This window comes from Alteromonas lipotrueae (assembly GCF_019249255.1).
Lineage (GTDB): Bacteria > Pseudomonadota > Gammaproteobacteria > Enterobacterales > Alteromonadaceae > Alteromonas > Alteromonas lipotrueae.
Map to the genome: position 1 here is coordinate 1 of NZ_JAESDJ010000021.1, position 20,319 is coordinate 20,319.

Annotated in this window: 22 protein-coding genes and 1 tRNA gene; 14 read left to right on the forward strand and 9 right to left on the reverse strand. The window is 42.8% G+C overall.

What is annotated here, in order from left to right; all coding sequences use genetic code 11:
• Positions 1-34 precede the first annotated feature (34 nt).
• From KYS23_RS18945 to KYS23_RS18960, 4 genes are all read left to right on the forward strand, one after another.
• Complete coding sequence (locus tag KYS23_RS18945) at positions 35-295, forward strand: helix-turn-helix domain-containing protein (RefSeq protein ID WP_159527915.1); 261 nt, start codon at positions 35-37, stop codon at positions 293-295.
• 1 nt (position 296) lies between these two features.
• Positions 297-1,583 carry a type II toxin-antitoxin system HipA family toxin gene (locus tag KYS23_RS18950; protein ID WP_218419790.1) on the forward strand — a complete coding sequence of 429 codons (1,287 nt, stop codon included), beginning with the start codon at positions 297-299 and terminating at the stop codon, positions 1,581-1,583.
• A 288-nt stretch (positions 1,584-1,871) separates the two neighbouring features.
• The gene (locus tag KYS23_RS18955; RefSeq protein WP_218419791.1) at positions 1,872-3,104 is read left to right on the forward strand and encodes a tyrosine-type recombinase/integrase; all 1,233 of its coding nucleotides are present in this window, start codon (positions 1,872-1,874) and stop codon (positions 3,102-3,104) included.
• A gap of 175 nt (positions 3,105-3,279) precedes the next feature.
• The gene (locus tag KYS23_RS18960; RefSeq protein ID WP_218419793.1) at positions 3,280-4,092 is read left to right on the forward strand and encodes a tetratricopeptide repeat protein; all 813 of its coding nucleotides are present in this window, start codon (positions 3,280-3,282) and stop codon (positions 4,090-4,092) included.
• Between the two features lie 270 nt (positions 4,093-4,362).
• Here KYS23_RS18960 and KYS23_RS20870 read toward each other — a convergent pair whose 3' ends face one another.
• Entirely contained in the window at positions 4,363-4,620 is a 258-nt protein-coding gene (locus KYS23_RS20870; RefSeq protein ID WP_218419795.1) for a YHYH domain-containing protein, read from the reverse strand.
• 91 nt (positions 4,621-4,711) lie between these two features.
• Between KYS23_RS20870 and KYS23_RS18970 the strand changes: the two genes are divergently transcribed.
• The 6 genes from KYS23_RS18970 (at position 4,712) to KYS23_RS18995 (ending at position 8,617) form a co-directional block, all read left to right on the forward strand.
• Positions 4,712-5,512: a hypothetical protein gene (locus KYS23_RS18970; protein WP_218419797.1), complete on the forward strand. Its 801-nt coding sequence runs from the start codon at positions 4,712-4,714 to the stop codon at positions 5,510-5,512.
• Positions 5,513-5,591: 79 nt separating this feature from the next.
• Positions 5,592-5,828 (forward strand): helix-turn-helix transcriptional regulator, encoded by a 237-nt coding sequence (locus KYS23_RS18975; protein ID WP_218419799.1) that lies wholly within the window; start codon positions 5,592-5,594, stop codon positions 5,826-5,828.
• On the forward strand, positions 5,828-6,112 hold the full coding sequence (locus KYS23_RS18980; protein ID WP_218419800.1) for a hypothetical protein: 285 nt from the start codon (positions 5,828-5,830) through the stop codon (positions 6,110-6,112). The genes KYS23_RS18975 and KYS23_RS18980 overlap by 1 nt, the downstream gene beginning before the upstream one ends.
• Positions 6,099-7,742 carry a replication endonuclease gene (locus KYS23_RS18985; protein ID WP_218419802.1) on the forward strand — a complete coding sequence of 548 codons (1,644 nt, stop codon included), beginning with the start codon at positions 6,099-6,101 and terminating at the stop codon, positions 7,740-7,742. Before KYS23_RS18980 ends, KYS23_RS18985 begins: the two co-directional genes overlap by 14 nt.
• A 180-nt stretch (positions 7,743-7,922) precedes the next feature.
• On the forward strand, positions 7,923-8,210 hold the full coding sequence (locus KYS23_RS18990; RefSeq protein ID WP_218419804.1) for an ADP-ribosyl-(dinitrogen reductase) hydrolase: 288 nt from the start codon (positions 7,923-7,925) through the stop codon (positions 8,208-8,210).
• 35 nt (positions 8,211-8,245) lie between these two features.
• Complete coding sequence (locus KYS23_RS18995) at positions 8,246-8,617, forward strand: hypothetical protein (RefSeq protein WP_246604507.1); 372 nt, start codon at positions 8,246-8,248, stop codon at positions 8,615-8,617.
• A 136-nt stretch (positions 8,618-8,753) separates the two neighbouring features.
• On the opposite strand, the gene KYS23_RS19000 is transcribed toward KYS23_RS18995, so the two are convergent.
• A tRNA-Arg gene (locus KYS23_RS19000) sits at positions 8,754-8,830 on the reverse strand.
• 276 nt (positions 8,831-9,106) lie between these two features.
• Between KYS23_RS19000 and KYS23_RS19005 the strand changes: the two genes are divergently transcribed.
• Both KYS23_RS19005 and KYS23_RS19010 read left to right on the forward strand, forming a co-directional pair.
• Positions 9,107-9,514, forward strand: a complete 408-nt coding sequence (locus KYS23_RS19005; RefSeq protein WP_159527913.1) for a c-type cytochrome — start codon at positions 9,107-9,109, stop codon at positions 9,512-9,514.
• A gap of 107 nt (positions 9,515-9,621) precedes the next feature.
• Entirely contained in the window at positions 9,622-12,222 is a 2,601-nt protein-coding gene (locus KYS23_RS19010; RefSeq protein WP_159527912.1) for a sensor domain-containing phosphodiesterase, read from the forward strand.
• Positions 12,223-12,333: 111 nt separating this feature from the next.
• Here KYS23_RS19010 and rep read toward each other — a convergent pair whose 3' ends face one another.
• Entirely contained in the window at positions 12,334-14,349 is a 2,016-nt protein-coding gene (gene rep, locus KYS23_RS19015) for a DNA helicase Rep (RefSeq protein ID WP_218398437.1), read from the reverse strand.
• A gap of 128 nt (positions 14,350-14,477) precedes the next feature.
• On the opposite strand from rep, the gene ubiK reads away from it, so the two are divergent.
• Complete coding sequence (ubiK, locus tag KYS23_RS19020; protein ID WP_159527910.1) at positions 14,478-14,741, forward strand: ubiquinone biosynthesis accessory factor UbiK; 264 nt, start codon at positions 14,478-14,480, stop codon at positions 14,739-14,741.
• Positions 14,742-14,795: 54 nt separating this feature from the next.
• Here ubiK and ubiA read toward each other — a convergent pair whose 3' ends face one another.
• Positions 14,796-15,692: a 4-hydroxybenzoate octaprenyltransferase gene (ubiA, locus tag KYS23_RS19025; RefSeq protein WP_220100017.1), complete on the reverse strand. Its 897-nt coding sequence runs from the start codon at positions 15,690-15,692 to the stop codon at positions 14,796-14,798.
• Positions 15,676-16,245: a chorismate--pyruvate lyase family protein gene (locus KYS23_RS19030; RefSeq protein ID WP_218398433.1), complete on the reverse strand. Its 570-nt coding sequence runs from the start codon at positions 16,243-16,245 to the stop codon at positions 15,676-15,678. Before KYS23_RS19030 ends, ubiA begins: the two co-directional genes overlap by 17 nt.
• 198 nt (positions 16,246-16,443) lie before the next feature.
• Between KYS23_RS19030 and KYS23_RS19035 the strand changes: the two genes are divergently transcribed.
• A complete protein-coding gene (locus KYS23_RS19035; RefSeq protein ID WP_159527908.1) occupies positions 16,444-16,857 on the forward strand; it encodes a flagellar basal body-associated protein FliL in 414 nt (137 codons plus the stop codon).
• 37 nt (positions 16,858-16,894) lie between these two features.
• On the opposite strand, the gene glpG is transcribed toward KYS23_RS19035, so the two are convergent.
• From glpG to kbl, 4 genes are read right to left on the reverse strand one after another with little or no spacing between them, the layout of a single operon-like run.
• Positions 16,895-17,773, reverse strand: a complete 879-nt coding sequence (gene glpG / locus KYS23_RS19040) for a rhomboid family intramembrane serine protease GlpG (RefSeq protein ID WP_218419806.1) — start codon at positions 17,771-17,773, stop codon at positions 16,895-16,897.
• Positions 17,770-18,087: a thiosulfate sulfurtransferase GlpE gene (glpE, locus tag KYS23_RS19045; protein ID WP_013786137.1), complete on the reverse strand. Its 318-nt coding sequence runs from the start codon at positions 18,085-18,087 to the stop codon at positions 17,770-17,772. Before glpE ends, glpG begins: the two co-directional genes overlap by 4 nt.
• Complete coding sequence (tdh, locus tag KYS23_RS19050) at positions 18,087-19,112, reverse strand: L-threonine 3-dehydrogenase (protein WP_159527906.1); 1,026 nt, start codon at positions 19,110-19,112, stop codon at positions 18,087-18,089. Before tdh ends, glpE begins: the two co-directional genes overlap by 1 nt.
• Complete coding sequence (kbl, locus tag KYS23_RS19055; protein WP_159527905.1) at positions 19,109-20,305, reverse strand: glycine C-acetyltransferase; 1,197 nt, start codon at positions 20,303-20,305, stop codon at positions 19,109-19,111. Before kbl ends, tdh begins: the two co-directional genes overlap by 4 nt.
• Positions 20,306-20,319 lie beyond the last annotated feature (14 nt).

Below are 20,319 nucleotides of genomic sequence, written 5' to 3' on the forward strand. Positions count from 1 at the left end.
ATACCTTGAAGGGGGTTAATAGTGGAGAAACATAATGAAGCTTAATAACTCAAAAGAACTGGCTGATTATATAAAGCTGCATCGAAATAATCTGGCGCGTACGCAGACCGATGTGGCCGAGCATGTTGGTTTAAAGCAAAAAACCATCTCGGCTATTGAAAATTCCGCCGGTACCTCCCGTATTGATACCCTCTTTAAAATTGCGCATGAATTAGGTCTCTCTATTGAGCTGAAGCCAAAGCAAGAAAATGAAAGCGGCCAAAAGACCGATAGTGGCTGGGATCAGGAGTGGTAATATGGAGCTGATGGTAAGCCTTAACGGGGTCAAAGTAGGTACACTGTTAAAAGACAAGAGCGGTGGGCTCCATTTTTCTTATACCGAACGTTGGATGAAGCGCGCAGGCGCACGGCCTATTTCTTTGTCGCTACCTATTACTAAGCAAAAATACGCTGGCGACGTAGTGTATAACTTCTTCGACAATTTGCTTCCCGATAGTCTAACCATACGAAATAAAATACAGGCTAGGTTCAATGTAGGCTCTGGACATGCGTTCGATCTTTTAGCGGCGGTAGGCAAAGATTGTGTGGGCGCTATTCAATTAGTTTCAGAACAAACCGAGTCTGTACAACAGCTAAACTACAAGGTGCTGTCAGATCTAGACGTTGAGAAGTTATTGCAAGGCTACAAACATACAGCGCTTGGAATGGAAAATGACGATGATGACTTTCGGATTTCAATTGCTGGCGCCCAGGAAAAAACCGCGCTACTTAAAATTGGCCAACAATGGGTGAAACCGACGGGCTCAACACCAACAAGTCACATAATGAAATTACCCATGGGCGAGTTACCGCAAGTGGGTATCGATTTAACCGATAGCAGTGAGAACGAATTTATTTGCCTAGAGCTGGCGAGAGCCTTTGATTTTAATGTGGCTAATGCAGAGGTGCTTTACTTTGGCGACCAGAAAGTTCTAAGCGTTGAACGCTTTGACCGTAAATATGCATCTGACGGTTCATGGCTCATGCGCCTACCCCAAGAAGATTTTTGTCAGGCAATGGGCATTTCATCTGCTCAAAAATACCAATCTGATGGTGGCCCAGGAATTACAGACTGCTTAAATTTGCTCACGGCTTCGTCTAACGGGAAAGATAGAGAAACTTTTTTTAGGACTCAGTTATTCTTTTGGCTAATTGCTGCTATTGACGGTCATGGTAAGAATTTTAGCGTATTTTTAGAGCCTGAAAACACGTATAAAATGACCCCTTTATATGATGTCGTGTCGGCGTTTCCTGTAATGACTAAAAAAGCCTTACAGCCGCAAAAGATTAAAATGTCCATGTCTTTAAAAGGTAAAAATACGCACTGGAAATGGAACGATATTCAGCCTCGTCATTTTGTATCGACTGCATTACAGGTGAAATACCCTTCGGACAAAGCTGCATCACACTACGAATACTTTGTCGATAATGTTGAAAACGCTATTGCTAAAGTCGAAGGTAAAATTCCCGATAACTTTCCCCCCTATGTAGCGGAGGCAATTTTTTCTGGACTGAGAAAGCAAGCATCTAAAAAGTTGTTATAAATAACCAAAGATTAAGCGCAACTATCTTGGCCAGTTGTTCTTTTAAAATTCGACACAAGAATTCGAGGAAAATGGCGCACCCGACAGGATTCGAACCTGTGACCTTCGCCTCCGGAGCGGAATTTTTGGGTGTTTTTCAGTGAACAGCAATGAACCACAAAACACCAAATAAAGACGGTAAACCACTGTTTTATAACAACTATATAAATTCATAGTTTGTTCATAGTGGTTCATGTAAACTCACCCAACATCACTCACTCTGCTACATATTTGCTACATATACGAGTTATGGCTATCAAAAAGAAGATTACTAACAGCAGTATAAATGCCCTTAAACCTGATGATAAACGACTTAATGATACTGAGTTATCAGGCTTTCATGCACGTATAACTCCAACAGGAAGAATTACCTACTTTTTGTTTTATCGGCATAACGGAAAACAGCAAAATGTGAAGCTGGGTTCCCATCCTGAAATTACTCCTGCTCAAGCCCGTGATGCTGCAAAAGTAGCAAATGCATCCATTGTGCAAGGTATTGATCCGCATGAAAGTAAGAAAGAGTTAAAAGCGAAAGAGAAGCTAGCACGGCTTACTACCCTTCAAGCGTTTATCGATTTAGAGTTTGCTAAGTGGTACGTGGCCAAGTATCCAAAGTCGGGTGAGCAAGAACTTAAAAGCCTTAAAAAGAATTTTTCTAATCTACTCCCTATGCAGCTACGAGATATTAACGCTTCATTGTTAGAAAAGCTTCGTACTGAAATGCTTACCCAGAAGAAAAGCAACGCTACCATCAATCGGAGATTTACTACGTTAAAGTCCGTAATGAGTAGAGCGGTAGAATGGGATGTAATACCCAGCCATGATTTACGCAAACTGAAAGCGCTAAATGAAGACAATAGTCGCATTCGTTATTTGGGTTTTGATGAGGAAGAGAGACTTAAAAAAGCGTTATCGGCAAGAGATTTTAGAATTAAGCGAGAACGGGAAAGCGGGAATAAGCACAGACAAGAAAGAGGCTACCCTCTTTTGGCCGATTTGAGCGAAAGGAAATTCGCTGACTATTTAGAGCCACTGGTTATTTTGGCGATGAATACAGGCTTGCGTAAAGGTGAGCTACTTTCACTTACATGGCAAAACATAAATCTAGAACGAGACTTCATCACCGTAATTGCTGCAAATGCTAAAAGTGGAAAAACGAGGCATATTCCCCTTAATCAAAAAGCTAAGTCAGCACTAACAAACTGGAAAGGCGACTGTAAAAGCCTTCACTGGGTTTTTGAACGTGAAGAAGGGCAACCACTCAAAGATATTAAGAAATCGTGGTCAGCGATCTTAGAGAGCGCCAATATCAAGGATTTTCGCTTTCATGACTTACGACATCACTTTGCCAGTAAGTTAGTTATGGCTGGGGTAGACTTAAACACTACACGAGAATTACTGGGGCATGGCTCACTGGATATGACGCTCAGGTATTCGCATCTAGCACCTGAGCATAAGGCCGCAGCGGTTAATTTGATATAATTAATCATTACAGTTTATTAGCAATAAATTACTCTGCATGAAATTTTATCAAATAGAAACTCTATACCGTACTTCAGTAAAGTGATTAGAATTAGTATTTGAAGAAAACTTAATCTAGTGTTTCACTGGGTAGGATTTCTGTATACATCTTAAAATATAATCAAAAGGAACTTGAATGAAATTTAACTTACTCGCTATTACGCTTTTTGCTTCCATAAGTTCTCATGCCGCTTCAATCGATAAGGCTCAGACATATTCGCAATTTGGGTTAATCGAAGATGCGAAGCATGAGCTTATCGAAGTTTTATATGAAAAGTCTAGTGCAGAAAATAAAGCTGAGGCCTTATACCTTCTAGGCTCTATCGCTTTTGACGAAAGTAATATTGCAGTAGCATTAAATACATGGACTGACCTAGTTAAGAAATATCCGAGTTCTCAGCAGGCTAGCCAAGTTATAGAGCGTATTGATGTTCTTCAAAGCATCGCAGGCTCTACATCAAAAGAGAAATTAGAAAACGCAGTCGCGCAAGCCTATCTTAAGAATGCCGACTTTTGGTCTGATGACCGTTCTAACGTCTTTACTATTGATGCGAGCTGGATTCCAAAGGTAGAAGCGTCATTGCATTGGTATGACAAGGTGATTTCAGAGTTTCCTAATACTACTGCTGCAAAGGTCGCTTACCAAGATAAACTTAAGACCCTAATAGGGTGGAAGGAATCGGGTAAATATGGGAGTTCTTATGGAGTAAGAAAAGACTTCGCCCAATACATGCCTATGCTTTTAGAAACATTCGATAGTTTTAAGCAGGAATTCCCAGAGGCATCTACTCTTCAAGCATTTAGATATCAAATAGCGCAAGTTTATTGGTCACAAAAAGACTGGGTAAATACTAGAAAATGGCTAAACGAGATAATTAGTACTGCGGGTGACAAAGATAGTTTCTATAGCGAAACTGCAAAGCTGAGACTCAAAAAAATCGAATATTAAAGAAGAGTGGTTAGGTAGTTCATCGATTACTACCTAACCTCTATTTTATTTATTCTTAAATTAGATTGATTTCAGTTCATCTTGTCTAAGAGATATCCGTTGATAAGCTTTTTTCTTGCATGGTACAGACCCTCTTACATCATAATCCCACCCAAAACCGCTAACAGATGTTGGATTATATAAACGCTTGGTTGGTGTAACTCACCTTTCATATTCTTTATATATTGATAAAGTATCAAGAATACTTAAAATTCTTTTTGGTGTAAAAAGCTACTTTGAACAGTGCCCACCATGCTGTCGCACAAGAGATTGGCAACTACTTTTAGCATAACCACAGCGCCTTTCACCATTTATTACATGACAATAAGAATCATAACTTCCCTGAGTTTTTGGCGTGTGACAATGGTAATCACCTGTCCTGCTATTTGTATGGCAACCGTTAGCATTAGTTCCACCGCCGTGAGAGCTTACAGGTTTTGAGATTAAAAATGATGCGCATAGAAGTAGTGCGATTGAGAGAACTTTCATAGGATTTCCTTATCAAGATTTGGTTTCTTTAAAAGAGTAAGAAACCTATACTTTAGTATAACATGATGTAGTAAAAACAAAGAGACTTTCGATGATCGAAAAAAAGTATTACAGAACCCCCGAATTTAAAAACCATTTTAATTTCAACCATTTCGATTATCAGTATCTTTGTGAATCCTTTAATGTTCCCGTCCATATATTCAGTTATGCCCGTTACTTCATTTTAGCGGAACGAATACCGAAATCTTTTAAAAAAATCATTCGAGGAGTCGCATTTTATAGTGGGGTTGCAGAGTTATCTTTAAATGATAAGAAGTTACTCTTAAGGGATGGTTCAGTTTCGGTGAAGACAGTTTTTTTAGATAATATTGGAAGTATCCAGACATTGGAGTCTTGCTCCAGAGAGGTGTTAGATGTGCTACTCAAGGACAACTACGAAATAGACTATGTTTCTAGTACAGCAGAATTAGACCTCTCTCAATGTGATGCAATTCTTATAGATGAAGAAAATAGAGATTTACTTCATCAGAAAGATACACCGCTACCAGAAAGTTTAAATATTAAGTTTGAAGACTTGGTTTTAAAGCGAGAGTTAGTGGATTGGTGCAAACTTCAACTCAATATTGAGGAAACTACTCCCGATACTCGCGAGCATGCAATAAAAGAACAAATTAGAATTATCCACAGAGACAACCCAAGCTTGGGGGGCACTAAACTTTATAAGCTCGTTTTGGATAACTATGAAAACGATATCGATACTACCGACCCCCTCAGCATATTGATAAGCATAGATAGAGACGAACTTATTTGGGGGAAAGCTGGCCGAAATGAATACACCATATCTAAAAAACGCTTTCTTAATATTTTCTCAGAGATAAAAAATAGAAATTAATTTTTCCCGCCTAAGTTCCCGGGAAGCCTGGGAAAGATAAATTCAGCCCTAACTTCGGAAGAATAAGTAGGGTTGAACCATGAATAACGAGATTAAAAGTAGAGCACTTTCTGAAAAAGAAGCTTCATCATATATCTGCATGAGCCGTTCTTTCCTGCGCCAAGCGCGCATGGACGGCAATCGCGAAAACCGCACTCCAGCGCCACCATTTATCAAAATAGGTCGAGCCGTTCGCTATCTTCGAGAAGATCTCGATGCTTGGCTAGAAAGTTTCGTTCGTCGCACTCACCTTTATCAAGATGAGAGAGCAGCGTAATGAAAAAACTATCTCAACATCAATTATTACTGCTGCGTTTTTTCGCTAATGGCGGAGCTGTTGTATTTTGCACTAGCGTAAGTAGTCAATTAGGCACATATCACTTCCCATCGACTAAGCCTGAAAAGTTTTCGAAAACTATTTTCTTTTCGTTAACTCGTTTCGGTTTCATAAAAGAAGAAAACGAAGAAATTGAATTTGGTATTCGCTGGAGTAAATTCGGTATTTCTGAACGCGGTTTGAGCTTCCTCGATAACTTGGAGGATGAAAATGAGGAGATTTAGAGAATCCCCAATAGCTAAATCATTAGATATGATGGGTGGTGTGTTCGGAGATTTTTACCGCTCGCTGTCATTAGAGGATAGGCAATTCGTTAAGGAGCAAATTTCCCACTTTCATAACGATATTCAGAAAATTTTAATTCGAAAATATCAATCTTTTGATAAGCCTTTTAACGCTAATACTTATCTCAGAAAAATGAGTGATGACTTGAATGCATTGCTGCCAGAAAAAATTATCCCTTATTTTGATGCTGGCGAAAATGAACTTCGAGAGCTGGCCGAAGAGAACTCACAGCGCTGTAAGCGATTTGAAATCTACTCGCTTAATAACAGTATTACCCGTAACGTAACGGGTAATAATCCCGTTAACGGGAATTTAGCGCTTTATGACCTTAATGCTGAATTCGTTAACGGGTTTGGTATCAACCCACCTGAGGTATCAAAATCCGTTACGTTAACGGGCGCATTGAAACGAATGCAGGATAAATATTGGTGGCTTAGAAAGCTGCGTAAAGTCATAGCCCGTAAACGAGAAGCAGTGTTAATTCATTTAGGGCAAGTTAATAGTCGAAAGGGCAAATACTGTAGTGACTACACTGTTGAATATCGACTAATTCAAAAAGAACTTCAACGAAAAATGCTAGAGAATCTCGTTATCGTTAACGAGAACAACGAGTCATTTTCTCTTGCGGAATTATCAGATAAAAATGTCTCGAATCCCGTCAACCGAAAAAATGAGCTTATGACGCGTATGGCGGGCTATGAAAAAATAGCGAAAGAATTTAATCATAAGCCGCTATTCGTAACAATTACTTGCCCTTCCCGTTTTCATAACACCTATGCAAAATCAGGCGACCCGAACCTCAAATGGGATGGCTCTACACCTTACGACGCACAGCAATATTTAAATGACTTGTGGGCATTAGCACGTGCTGAGTTAAACCGAAAAGAAATTAAAGTTTACGGCTTTCGTATTGCTGAACCCCAGCACGACGGAACACCGCACTGGCACATGCTTATATTCGTTCAGCAAGAGCAGGCTGAACAGTTCAAAGCAATCATTGAGCATTATGCGTTACGCGAAGATGGTGACGAAGCGGGCGCGATAGCAAACCGCTGCGACTTTAAAGATATTGATTACTCAAGAGGGAGCGCAACGGGCTACATAGCAAAATACGTAAGTAAGAACGTAAATGGTGCGAACTTAGACAGTGATATTGACGGTGGTAATGCAATAGAAGCATCGCAACGTGTAGAGGCTTGGGCTAGCTGTTGGGGTATACGCCAGTTTCAGCAAATAGGGGCAGGCTCAGTAACCGTATGGCGAGAACTAAGAAGACTAAAAGAGTTATTAGGTGAAAACGAAAGCTTCTCAAAAATACATGACGCCGCTGACAAAGGTTCATGGGCTGAATTTGTAACCTTAATGGGTGGTGTATTCTGTAAACGTGATGAGCAGCCTATACGCCCTTTATACAAAGAAAAAGTCGACACAGCTACGGGGGAACTCAAACAAACTTACTTTGATGAAGTTATCTCGATTTCTTTGCGAGGCGTGAAGCTAGGAGAAAAAGAAGTGATTACTCGAATTCATGAATGGCGCATTGAAAACCGTGGAACTAGAGCCGCATAGCGGCTCAGATGCTTTTACTTGGAGTTCTGTAAATAAGTGTACTAACTTATGCTAACTCTCTAGAAGTTGACTTTTTCTACCTAAACCCTATATTGTAAATACATGCTGTATATACAGGTTGAATATACAAAAGCGGGCTGACAATGTATAATGTGCACCAATTAAAGGGAGTTAAATATTTTGGAGTTGAAGTTTTCAGAGAAAGTGATTGCTAAACTCAAGGAAAAACATAACGTTAATACTACAGAGGTGTTTGAGTGTTTTTTCAATAATGAGGGCGAAAGGTTTTTAAAAGACACTCGAGAGGATCATCAAACAGATCCACCGACACTTTGGTTCGTATCTACAACTGATGCTGGGCGCATATTAAAAGTTTGTTTTATTAATACAGGCAGGGAATTGTCAATTAAGACAGCCTACGAAGCAAACGATGTAGAAATTAACATTTACAGAAAATTTGGAAATTAGAATAAAAAAATCCACAAATCAAAAAGGTGGTTGTGATGACTAAAAAAACAAAAGGTCAGGAAAGTATGGAAAATACCATTGAGAATTGGGAAAATGGTACGCTAGGTAGAGATGAAGAGTTTGTAAAAATAGCTGAAGAGTTATCTGTCTCAGATGTGAATGAACTACTTGAGCTTCAGATGATATCAATAAGACTTCAGAAAGGAATGATCAAAGATCTAAAAGCTATCGCTCAATATAATGGATTAGGCGGTTATCAACCTCTAATTCGTAGAGTCCTTGAAAGATTCATTAACGCAGAAATGAAGCTTATAGCTAGAGACTCCTTAAATAAGAAAGTTGAAGATAATGAAACTTCTGAGAGAGAAGTTACATACACTCAAGAGCAAATTGCAGCTTGTGGTTAGAAAGTTATAAGTAAAAAAGCCCGCTTTTAGCGGGTTTTTTTATATCTAAACACAAGTAACCAACGCTACATATTTGCTACACATATCAAAAAATGAATTTTTAGAAAAAAGATACGGAGCCACAGCCCTTTAAAAATGGCGCACCCGACAGGATTCGAACCTGTGACCTTCGCCTCCGGAGGGCGACGCTCTATCCAGCTGAGCTACGGGTGCATTGAAAATGGCTTAATGTGATAAAAATTTAACCTGTTCTAAAGGAATAAGAACGTGGTGTAGGTAAACTTCCTGCTTAAGCGCGGCGTAATAATACTTAGGCCATGGGCTCGCATCAACTGGTTTATGTAATTCTCTTACTTTAATGGGTTTTAAAGGTACTTTATCCTTACTTTTTATAGGTAATTGGTAGCAAATAGTTGTTCGCCCTTGAATTCCCGTTATAATCTGGCCAGTTATACTTTAATTAAAGTTCGTGATTGCCTGGAGACAGATGTGAAATTGAAAACCTGGTTTATTGTTGCAGCTACAGCACTTACTGTGTTTGCGGCGCAAGCACAAGAAATGAGTAACGACGATATTGCTAACCGTATTAAGCCGGTTGGTCAGATACACGTAGCTGGCGCTGAAGCTGCTGGCCCTGCTGCTGCAGGTGGTGGTGCTAAGTCGGGTGAAGATGTTTATAACTCTGCCTGTGTAGCGTGTCATAGTTCTGGCGTACTTGGTGCACCAAAATTACACGTAGCCGCTGATTGGCAGCCTCGTTTAGACGAAAAAGGCCTAGACGGCGTTTGGCAAAATGCCCTTAACGGCATTAACGCTATGCCTCCTCGTGGAACTTGTGCTTCGTGCTCTGATGATGAAATTAAAGCCGCAATTGAGTACATGATTGAAGGTATATAACCTTCCTCATTTACTAACAATTTGTTGGAAAAAGTAGCGTTTTTCGAGTAGATCGGGTAATTTAACCGCATCTAAGAATAAGCTCTTTTTACTTGCCGGCGAACGGAATGTCATCAGATTCAACGCAATATGAGTTGACAGAAGAAGAGCTGCGGGAAATTATACCGCAGCTTCAACAACTCACTAATAAATATAAGCGTGCTGAACGCGTTCAGAAAGCGCTATTCGACATTTCCGAGCTTGCAAGTTCTGTTAGTCATCTAAACCGCCTTTATACTGCTATTCATGAAATCATTGCTGATTTCATGAACGCTGATAATTTCTTTGTTGCCTTCTATGAACAAGAAAGTCAAATTGTCGACTTCACCTATTTTGTTGACGAATTTGACGAGCAAACTGTGAAGCAATTACCTGCCGATTCGTTAATGGACGGTATGACTGGCTATATACTGCGCACCGGTCAGCATTTGTTTTACAAACGTTCAGAAGAGCAAGTGTTCGCTGAAGATCATGGTATCAAGTTAGTAGGCTCACAGCCTTTCGAATTACTTGGGGTTCCTTTGAAACGTGGCAGCCAGGTAATAGGTGCCATGGTGGTTCAAACCTACGACGACGGCGTGCATTACACCCAAGAAGACTTAGAAGTACTGCTGTTTGTTTCTCAGCACATTGTGACCACGGTTGACCGGGTTAAAAACCGCGAACTTACCGAACGTACCATTCGTGAACGTACTCGCCAGCTAAGAAAAATTAACGACGACCTTCAAGAAGAAATTCTAGAGCGCCAAAAAGTAGAGTCGTTACAGCAAGCCTTGTTTGAAATTTCTGAATTAGCAGCAAACCTAGAAGGCGACATGTCGGTCTTCTATTCTAGCTTGCACGAAATTCTAGCCCGCTTAATTAGTGCACCAAACTGCTTCATCTCTATTATTGATGAATCGAAGCAAATGCTGGAGTTCCCGTATTTCAGTGATATGGAACATGCGGAAGTGGAATCTCGCCCTATGGGGTTGGGGTTAACTGAATTTGTACTGCGTACCGGCCAAGCTGAACTGATTAACCCACCTAGGGTATTAGAACTTGCCGAGGCGGGTGAAATTGACGTGTCTGTTGCCCAAACCATGCTAAACAGTGCCAACTCTTGGCTAGGGTCGCCCCTAGTGGTAGATGGTGAAGTGTTTGGGGTAATTGCGGTGCAAACCTATGGTAAGCACGCCAAATACACCGCAAGAGACTTAGAGCTACTACGCTTTGTTTCGCACCATATTGCAGTAACCATGGAGCGTAAGCGCAGTACTGAAGAAATTCATCGCCACAACAGTGAGCTAGAGCTTAGAGTTGCTGCGCGCACAGCCGAGCTTGATAGAGCTAACAAATACTTAAAGCAGCAGATTGAAGAGCGTAAAGAAATTGAGCTTAAGCTTATTCACGACGCGCATCACGACTCACTTACCGACCTTCCGAACCGGTCAATGTTTACCAGTAGGCTTGAACTAGCCATTGCCAGTAAGCAGCGCTACGCCGAAAACTACTTTGCTGTTTTATTTATCGACTTAGATAGGTTTAAGGTTATTAACGATACCTTAGGCCATCACGCGGGTGATGAGTTCTTAGTTGAAGTGGCTAGGCGTATTGCAATATGCATTCGTGGGCATGACTTGTTAGCCCGATTAGGTGGCGATGAGTTTGTTGTATTACTCGATAATTTTGAAGATTTAACCGACGTACAAGAAGTTGCGTCTCGTATTATCAACTCTATTTCAGAACCATTTTTATTAGACGGCCGCGAAATGTATTCGGGTGCCAGTATCGGTATAGCTAATTTAGAATCGTATTATCGTAGTGCCGATGAAGTACTGCGTGACGCTGATGCCGCTATGTACCAAGCCAAAACTTTGGGCCGTGGCCGATTTGTTATGTTCGATAAGAGCATGCGCGACCGCCTAATTGAAGAACTTGAACTAGAAAACGAATTTCGCCGGGCCTTGCGCGATGAAGAGTTTGAATACTTTTTACAGCCTGTGATTGATTTAAGAGACAACACAACGCTTTATAACGAGATGTATGTGCGTTGGAGTCACCCTACTTTTGGCAAAATAGCCCGAGAGCAGTTTCGCCAAGTGGCTGAACAAAGTGGCTTAACGTTAGATTTAGATTTGTTTCAGTTACGCAAAGCCTGTGAGTTACTGGCCCACGCGAAAACGACAGGTGAAGACACTGGCCGTATTGCGGTGAACGTTTCTATTATTCATTTGCTGCAAGCGTCTATGGTGAATCAAATGATTTCGCTGATAGACGAATACAAAATATCGTCACATGATCTGGTATTCGAGTTCGATGAAAACGACTTAAATCGCCGTTCACAGTTTATATTACCTGCTATTAAGAAGTTGAAACGCGCTGGGGTTACCTTGGTGCTAGATAACTTTGGTAGCGGTTTAGCATCGCTTAGTTACTTATTTGCCTACCCGTTCGATTTCATCAAAATAGACCACAGGTTTGTGCGTTCGCTACCGCGTTCGCAGCGAAACCTTAAACTTATTCAATCAGTAATGCTTATTTCTGAGCACCTTAAATTTAAGGTTATTGCCGAAGGCGTTGATGCCCCCGCACAACTAGATGCGCTAACTGACATTGAGTGCAATTATGGGCAGGGTAAAGTGCTTACTCGCGCTACCGTTCTTGATATGAAAAAGCTAGCAGGCTAGCTGTTTGTTGTTATTATCCCCCCGCTATTTATCACTAATATCTTTTCATTCAGATTATCAGTGAGGGTTGTTGCTGTGACTTGTATCACCCTACAATAGTAACCGTCTGCGCTACTTTTTACCCAGCATGTCTCTTAAATTAGCGATACTACTTTGCCCTTTTTGCTGACGCACTTCGGCACTTTCTTTAGGCTTTTGATTTTCCCATTGAAGATCGTCTGTGGGCAGCTCATACAGGAAGCGGCTTGGCTCGGGGTTGATGACTTCACCGAATTGACGACGCTCTTTTGCTAGACTAAAAATAAGCTCTCGCTGCGCGCGGGTTATGCCTACATACGCCAAGCGACGCTCTTCTTCTACGTTGTCTTCATCTACACTGCTTTGATGCGGTAACAAACCTTCTTCCATGCCCACTAAGAACACAATTGGAAACTCTAGCCCTTTGGAAGCGTGCAGTGTCATTAGTTGTACTTGATCGCCATCGCCGTCGTCTTCGCCTCGCTCCATCATGTCGCGTAAAATAAGGCGGTTTACTACTTCGGTTAGGTTCATGGGACTATCAAGCTCGTTGCCTTCTAGCATGTCGGTTACCCAGCCAAATAGCGTACTCACGTTAGCCATGCCCATTTCAGCCGCTTTAGGGCTAGCGCTTTGTTCGTATAACCATTCTTCGTAGCTCATCGACTTGATCATGCCACGAAGGGCGTCCTTAGTGTCGCCACGAGTTGCGTTATCAGCCACTTCTACTATCCAGCGAGCAAACCCCGATACGGCATCGTAAGCTTTACCAGATAGCACACTGTTCAAATTAGGATGGGTAGCCGCTTCAAACATGGGTACGCCTAAGCTATTGGCAAAGTTGCCGAGTTTTTCCAGCGTTACACGCCCTATGCCGCGACTTGGCGTGTTAATTACCCGTAGTAATGCGTTGTCATCATCTTGGTTCACCAACAAACGCAAGTAAGCCATGATGTCTTTCACTTCGGTGCGCCCGAAGAACGACATACCACCACTAATTTTATATGGAATACGGTTGCTCATCAGTAGCTTTTCGAACAAGCGACTTTGGTGGTTTCCTCGGTATAAAATGGCGTAGTCTTTAAACTTAGTACGGTTCATAAACTTGTGCGCTAACAGTTCAGCCACCACTCGTTCAGCTTCGTGTTCTTCGTTTTTTGCTTCTATGACTCTAAGCTGCTCACCGTATTGCAGTTCTGAGAACAGGGTTTTGTCGAACAAATGGGGGTTGTTCTGAATAAGGATGTTCGCGCAATGCAGTATTCGCCCTGAAGAGCGGTAATTCTGCTGTAGCTTTATTACATTCAAGCGCGGGAAATCTTGCTGTAGCAAGTTTAAGTTTTGTGGCTTAGCACCGCGCCATGAATAAATAGATTGGTCGTCGTCGCCTACCACGGTAAAGCGCGAGCGCTCACCTACCAATAGCTTTACCAGCTCATATTGACTGGTGTTGGTATCCTGGTACTCATCCACCAGCAGATAACGAATTTTGTTTTGCCACTTGGCTCGTGCGGTTTCACTGGTTTTTAATAGCAGTGTGGGCAACAAAATAAGATCATCGAAATCAAGCGCGTTGTAAGCACGTAAGTTATCTTGATAGCGCTTATAAGCTTCGGCAAATTCCCGTTCACCGGTACTGGTGGCTTGCTTTAATAACGCCTCGGGCAGCAGTAAGTCGTTCTTCCAATTCGAAATACAGCTTTGTAATAGCGAAAGCTGATCTTTGTCGCCGTCTAGCGTGTCTTCGGTTAAATCGGTTAATAGTGCCAACGAGTCTTTGTCATCGAACAATGAAAAACCAGGCTTTAAGCCTAGCTCTTTAATATGGGCTTTTATAATGGTTAGCCCCATGGTGTGAAAGGTACATACCTTCAAACCGCGTGCTTCTGGCTTACCTAAGGTTTCGGCTACCCGCTCTTTCATTTCTCGGGCGGCTTTGTTGGTAAAGGTTACCGCGGCGATATACCGTGCTGGCATATCGCAATTTCTTACTAGGTGCGCAATTTTGTTGGTAATAACCCGAGTTTTACCACTGCCGGCACCGGCTAAAACTAAGCAGGGGCCCGACACAAAAGTGACAGCTGATTGTTGCGCATCGTTTAATTTCATTGCGTTCCTAAAACCTAACAGGTGTAATGTGTGCCATGCTTTTCTTTAATGTGCTTTTTCATTGCAAGAAGTGGCGATACCGATAGAATAGAAGCCTATTCTAACGAAGCGCATTATAAGGGAAATCCATGTTGGATCCGAAAAAACTCGAAGATTTAGCGAAACAGATTGCTGACGCCGTACCACCGGGTGTGCGTAACATGGCTGAAGGCGCAGAAGGTAAAATTAAACAGGTTTTACAGTCGCAGCTTTCGAAGCTTGATTTAGTCACTCGTGAAGAGTTCGATATTCAAAGCCAGGTGCTTATTCGCACTCGCGAAAAGTTAGACGCAATGGAAGCTCGCATTGTTCAATTAGAAGCGAAAGCGGCAGAAACAACCAAACCTGAATAGCTTTTTACTCATTAATGATAAGCGGTTCATTGTGTTAGCTAATAACTGAACCGCTTAACCTATCCAAAAATTTGCCACTAAACCTAACGTAAATACCAAGCCCACATAGTGATTTTCAATAAAGGCCGTAAAGCAGCCTTCTCGCTGTCTGTTCTTAATAAATTGATACTGGCGGTAAAACAGCCCTGCCCCTATGATTAGCGATAAGTAATACGGCCAATGTGCTTCGATAGCCACGCCAATAAAATACAAAATAACTAGCATGGTGGCTTGAAGCCCAATAATGATAGGCACGTCGTATTTGCCGAATAAAATGGCGGTTGATTTCACCCCTATTTCTAGGTCGTCGTCTCTGTCTACCATGGCATACATGGTGTCGTAGGCTACCGTCCATAATAGATTCGCCACAAACAGCCACCAACCATACGCTGGCACAGTTTCAGACACGGCCATAAACGCCATGGGTATTGCCCACCCAAAGGCAGCACCCAATACCACTTGCGGTAAGTGGGTGTAGCGTTTCATAAAGGGGTAACTAGCAGCTAGTAACAGCGCAATTACAGATAAAGCAACGGTTTGCCAATTTAGCATCAGCACTAACAAGAAGGCCAATACGATTAGACCCGCAAACAGGGTTAGTGCTTGGTTAGTGGTAACTTCGCCCGTGGCCAGTGGCCGCGTGGCAGTGCGTTTTACGCTGCCATCTACTTTTCTATCGGCGTAGTCGTTAATAACACAGCCCGCTGAACGCATAACTACCACGCCGGCGGTAAAAATAAGCGCGATGCCGACACTCGGTAAGCCTTCAGAGGCCATAAGTAATGCCCAAAAAGTAGGCCAAAGCAGCAGGTAAATACCCACTGGCTTATCTAGCCTCATCAGGCGAATATAAGCAGATGGATGCTGCTTTATATGATTGATATTCTGGGCTAGATTAAGAGTCAGTGCCATTGTCGTACCTTGAATAATAAACGGGGGCATCGGGTAGAAATACTTCAGCCACTATCATGCTGTCTTCACCCAACGTAAACAATGAACGTCTGCCCCATAATTGTTGGTCGCGTTCAAAGCCTAATGCTATTGCTGGCAAGCAACATAGTTCAAATTCTGAACGTAAAAACCTAGCATCATTAAACAGTCGCTTACCTAAAGGTTCACTGCCTAAATTTGCTAACTCAGCTTCAACCAAACGCTGAGGAATAACCGAACGAGCAAAAACCCATGGTAGAGTATTGCCACACAACAGTACTTCTCGCACCTGGAATGCCTGTGAAGTCTGATGTGTTAGCGAATTCGATAGCAGGCTTTGCTCATTGGCATGAAGTGCAGTTTCAGCCTGCCCTAGTACGTTTAACGAAAATTGATGGCAAAGCGACTGCACCCGCTCGGTTAACGAACCTGTATCTAACAACCAATTTTTTAAATATGGATTGTTACGGGGCGCACTGTCGGCTTGCATCCACTCTACATTTAGGCCAACGGGAAAGCTGCTAGGAAAACTCACTACCAAATCTCTGTCATAATTTTGCACGATAAAAAAAGTATCATATCACTTGTTGGTGACATGGTGGTTTATCTGATTGCAAATAGCTAGCATATTGATTTTACGTGTACCTTAGTACTTTTGCAGTAGTGTCATTAACCTATGATTTGCTACACTACAGCCTGTCATTTAAATTAATTGGTATTTTCGGCTCAAATCATGACAAAGTCACTTGCTTCACGTTTTATAGCTACCGCTCTATTAGTTAGTAGTGCTTTCACGCCTGCATTTGCGCAAGAAAAGGCAAACTTTGCTTATCTTGGGTTAGAGCCAGACATCGTTACCAATTATATTGGCGAGTCTTCAAAAAAGCTGGGGTACGTTCGCGTTACCGTTGAATTAATGATTTATGACGTAGATCAGTTAGAAATTGCGGAGCACCATATGCCGCTATTACGTGCAACCGCCATCGATATTTTCGGCAGACAACCTGAAGAAAAAGTAAAATCGCTAACGGGCAGAGAAGATATTCGCCGTGCCATTCTTAAAGCGCTTCAAGATCATATGAAAAAAGAAACCGGTGGCGAGGTTGTCAAGAACGTTATTTTCACTAAGTATTTATATCAGGGCTAAACGCTACTACAGCAGCACCGAGTCAATAAAGCAGGCGCTATTGCCCCTGCTTTCGTTTATCGGCCCCAAGACTTAGCAGCCCCGCTAGTAAACAGCCGGTAATTAACCCCGCAGTGTGCGCCGCGTTGGCCATATTCACCCACAACACATCGGCAAAGCCTAATACTAGCCACACCAACATAAAACCAACTACCGATTTAGGCAGCGACAAGCCCCACTGTGGCTTCAACCAACCTAACCACCATACAAAGCCCATTACGGCGTATACTACTCCTGACAAGCCGCCAAAGAGCATTAAGTTACCCTGCACTGGCGTGGTAAACATGGCTTGAGCCACGTTTGATATAATGGCCGACAGTGCAAACACCACAAGCAGCATACTTTTGCCAAAAGTACTCTCAATTTTGGCGCCTAGCATGCACCACCAAAGCAGATTGAAGATAATATGTAGTGCGCTGAAATGAATAAATGCGGGGCCTAATAGCCTCCACCATTCATGATTTTCGGCAAGCACACTAAGTGGCTGCATGAGTAAATGTTGCGCGATAGGACTGAATAAGCCTAACAACGATAAACCGTATACCAGCACGCAAAGCAAAAACACAATGCTAGTAAAAGGCACTGATAAAGCGTTGCTAATAAACCCTTTTGCATCGAACTGACGTGAGGGCACTAAATCGACGTTCTCGCCATGCTGCCAAGCGGCTTGCTGGTATTTAGGATTGTTCGGTTGCTGAATAAATTCTTCAGTAATGGCGCGGGCTTTCAGCGCATCGTTGTCGTCTGCCAATAATACAACAAACTCATCCCCCGCTTCAGTAGGCTTAACCGTGGCGCGAATATTCTGGCTACCTAAGTAGTTAGCCAGTAAATGCGCCACGCCTTGCTGACGAAAAGCAATTAAAGGATGGCTCACGAATTTTCAGACACCACAGACTGGCCTAATCGCCATGCTTCAAAACCGCCATCCATACTATAAACGGTGTTAAAACCTTGCTCAGCAATAACCTGCGCGGCTTGCTGGCTGCTTACGCCGTGATAGCACACCACTACAACAGGGGTTTCTTTTGGCGTTTGTTCTACAAAGGCCGCGAAGTTATCGTTATTTAACGGCTTCGCTTCTGGCATGTGACCATTGGCAAATGATTGTGGGTCACGAATATCTACAATGGCTACATCGCCATTGAAGTTTGCTACGTCTTGTACACTAATGTGTGAAAATGCTGTCATTATTGCCAGTCCAGTATAACTTTGCCTGATTGTCCTGACCCCATGGTATCAAAACCTTTCTGAAAGTCATCAACCGAAAAGGTATGTGTGATGATTGGCGATAAATCTAAGCCACTTTGCAGCAGACTTGCCATTTTGTACCAGGTTTCGAACATTTCACGACCGTATATACCTTTGATCACCAAGCCTTTAAAGATAACTTGGTTCCAATCAACTGAAACATCTTGTGGTGGAATACCTAGCATTGCCACCTTACCGCCGTGATTCATTTTCTTTAGCATGTCGCGAAAGGCTACCGGTACGCCCGACATTTCAAGGCCAACATCAAAGCCTTCACTCATACCAAGCTCGTTCATCACGTCTTGCAAGTCTTCTTTGCTAACATCAACGGCGCGAGTAGCGCCCATCTTGCTGGCAAGCTCTAGGCGATACGGGTTGATGTCGGTGATAACCACATGGCGGGCACCCACGTGACGCGCCACTGCAGCTGCCATAATACCAATAGGGCCTGCACCGGTAATGAGTACATCTTCACCCACTAGGTCAAAACTTAGTGCGGTATGTACGGCATTTCCAAATGGGTCGAAAATAGAAGCCAGTTCATCAGAGATGTTGTCAGGGATTTTGAACGCGTTAAAGGCAGGAATAACCAAATATTCTGCAAATGCGCCTGGACGATTTACGCCTACACCTTCGGTATTGCGGCATAAATGGCGACGGCCTGCACGACAGTTTCTGCAGTGACCACAAGTAATGTGGCCTTCGCCAGACACTCTATCCCCAACAGCAAAGCCGCGTACTTCTTGACCCATGCCAACCACTTCACCAACATACTCATGGCCCACTACCATAGGTACAGGAATGGTTTGTTGAGACCAATCGTCCCAGTTGTAAATATGCATGTCGGTACCGCAAATGGCGGTTTTACGAATTTTGATTAATAAATCGTTGTGGCCAACTTCAGGCTCTTGGGTATCTTGAAGCCAAATACCTTTTTCGGCTTTTGCTTTAACTAACGACTTCATGCAATCACTCCCATTTCACGGCCTACTTCAATAAATGCATCAATGGCTTTGTCTACGTGTTCAATAGAATGCCCTGCTGACATTTGGGTACGAATTCTGGCTTGTCCTTTTGGCACTACTGGGTATGAGAAACCAATCACATAAATGCCTTTTTCAAGCAGCTTGTCTGCCATGTCGCTAGCAATGCGTGCATCGCCTAGCATTACCGGAATGATGGCGTGATCTTTACCAGCAAGGGTAAAGCCCGCGTCTTCCATGCGAGCACGGAAGTGTGCCGAGTTGCGCCACAGTTGTTCGCGTAGTGCGGCGCCATCTTTCATCATCTCGAATACTTTTAAAGACGCCGATACAATAGGTGGCGCAACAGAGTTTGAGAATAAGTAAGGACGAGAGCGTTGACGCAACCATTCAACCACTTCTTTTTTACCTGATGTATAGCCGCCTGATGCGCCGCCTAGGGCTTTACCTAAGGTGCCGGTGATAATATCAACGCGGCCCATTACGCCGCAGTATTCATGGCTACCTTTGCCATTTTCGCCTAAAAACCCCGTGGCGTGGCAATCGTCTACCATTACCAGTGCATCGTACTTTTCAGCCAGATCACAAATGCCTGCTAGGTTGGCAATAACACCGTCCATCGAGAATACGCCATCTGTGGCAATCACTTTAAAGCGTGCCCCGTCGGCAATGGCTTGCTTAAGCTGGTCTTCCAATGCTTCCATGTCGTTGTTGGCATAACGGTAGCGCTTAGCTTTACATAAACGTACGCCGTCGATGATGCTGGCATGGTTTAGCGCATCGGAAATAATAGCGTCTTCTGGGCCAAGTAAGGTTTCAAATAACCCACCGTTAGCATCGAAGCATGAGGGGTATAAAATGGTATCTTCGGTACCTAGGAAGCCACTGATTTCAGTTTCTAGCTGCTTGTGTATGTCTTGCGTACCACAAATAAATCGCACAGACGCCATACCAAACCCGTGGGTTTCAAGGCCGTTTTTGGCCGCAGCGATAAGGTCGGGGTGATTAGCCAACCCCAAATAGTTGTTCGCACAGAAGTTGATGACATGCTCGCCATTAGCCACGTCTATATCTGCTTGTTGCTGTGAAGTAATAACACGCTCTTTTTTATACAGACCATCTTCTTTAGTGGCCTCAATTTGCGCTTGCAGGTGAGAGATAAATGCCGCTGACATGTCAGACTCCGAAA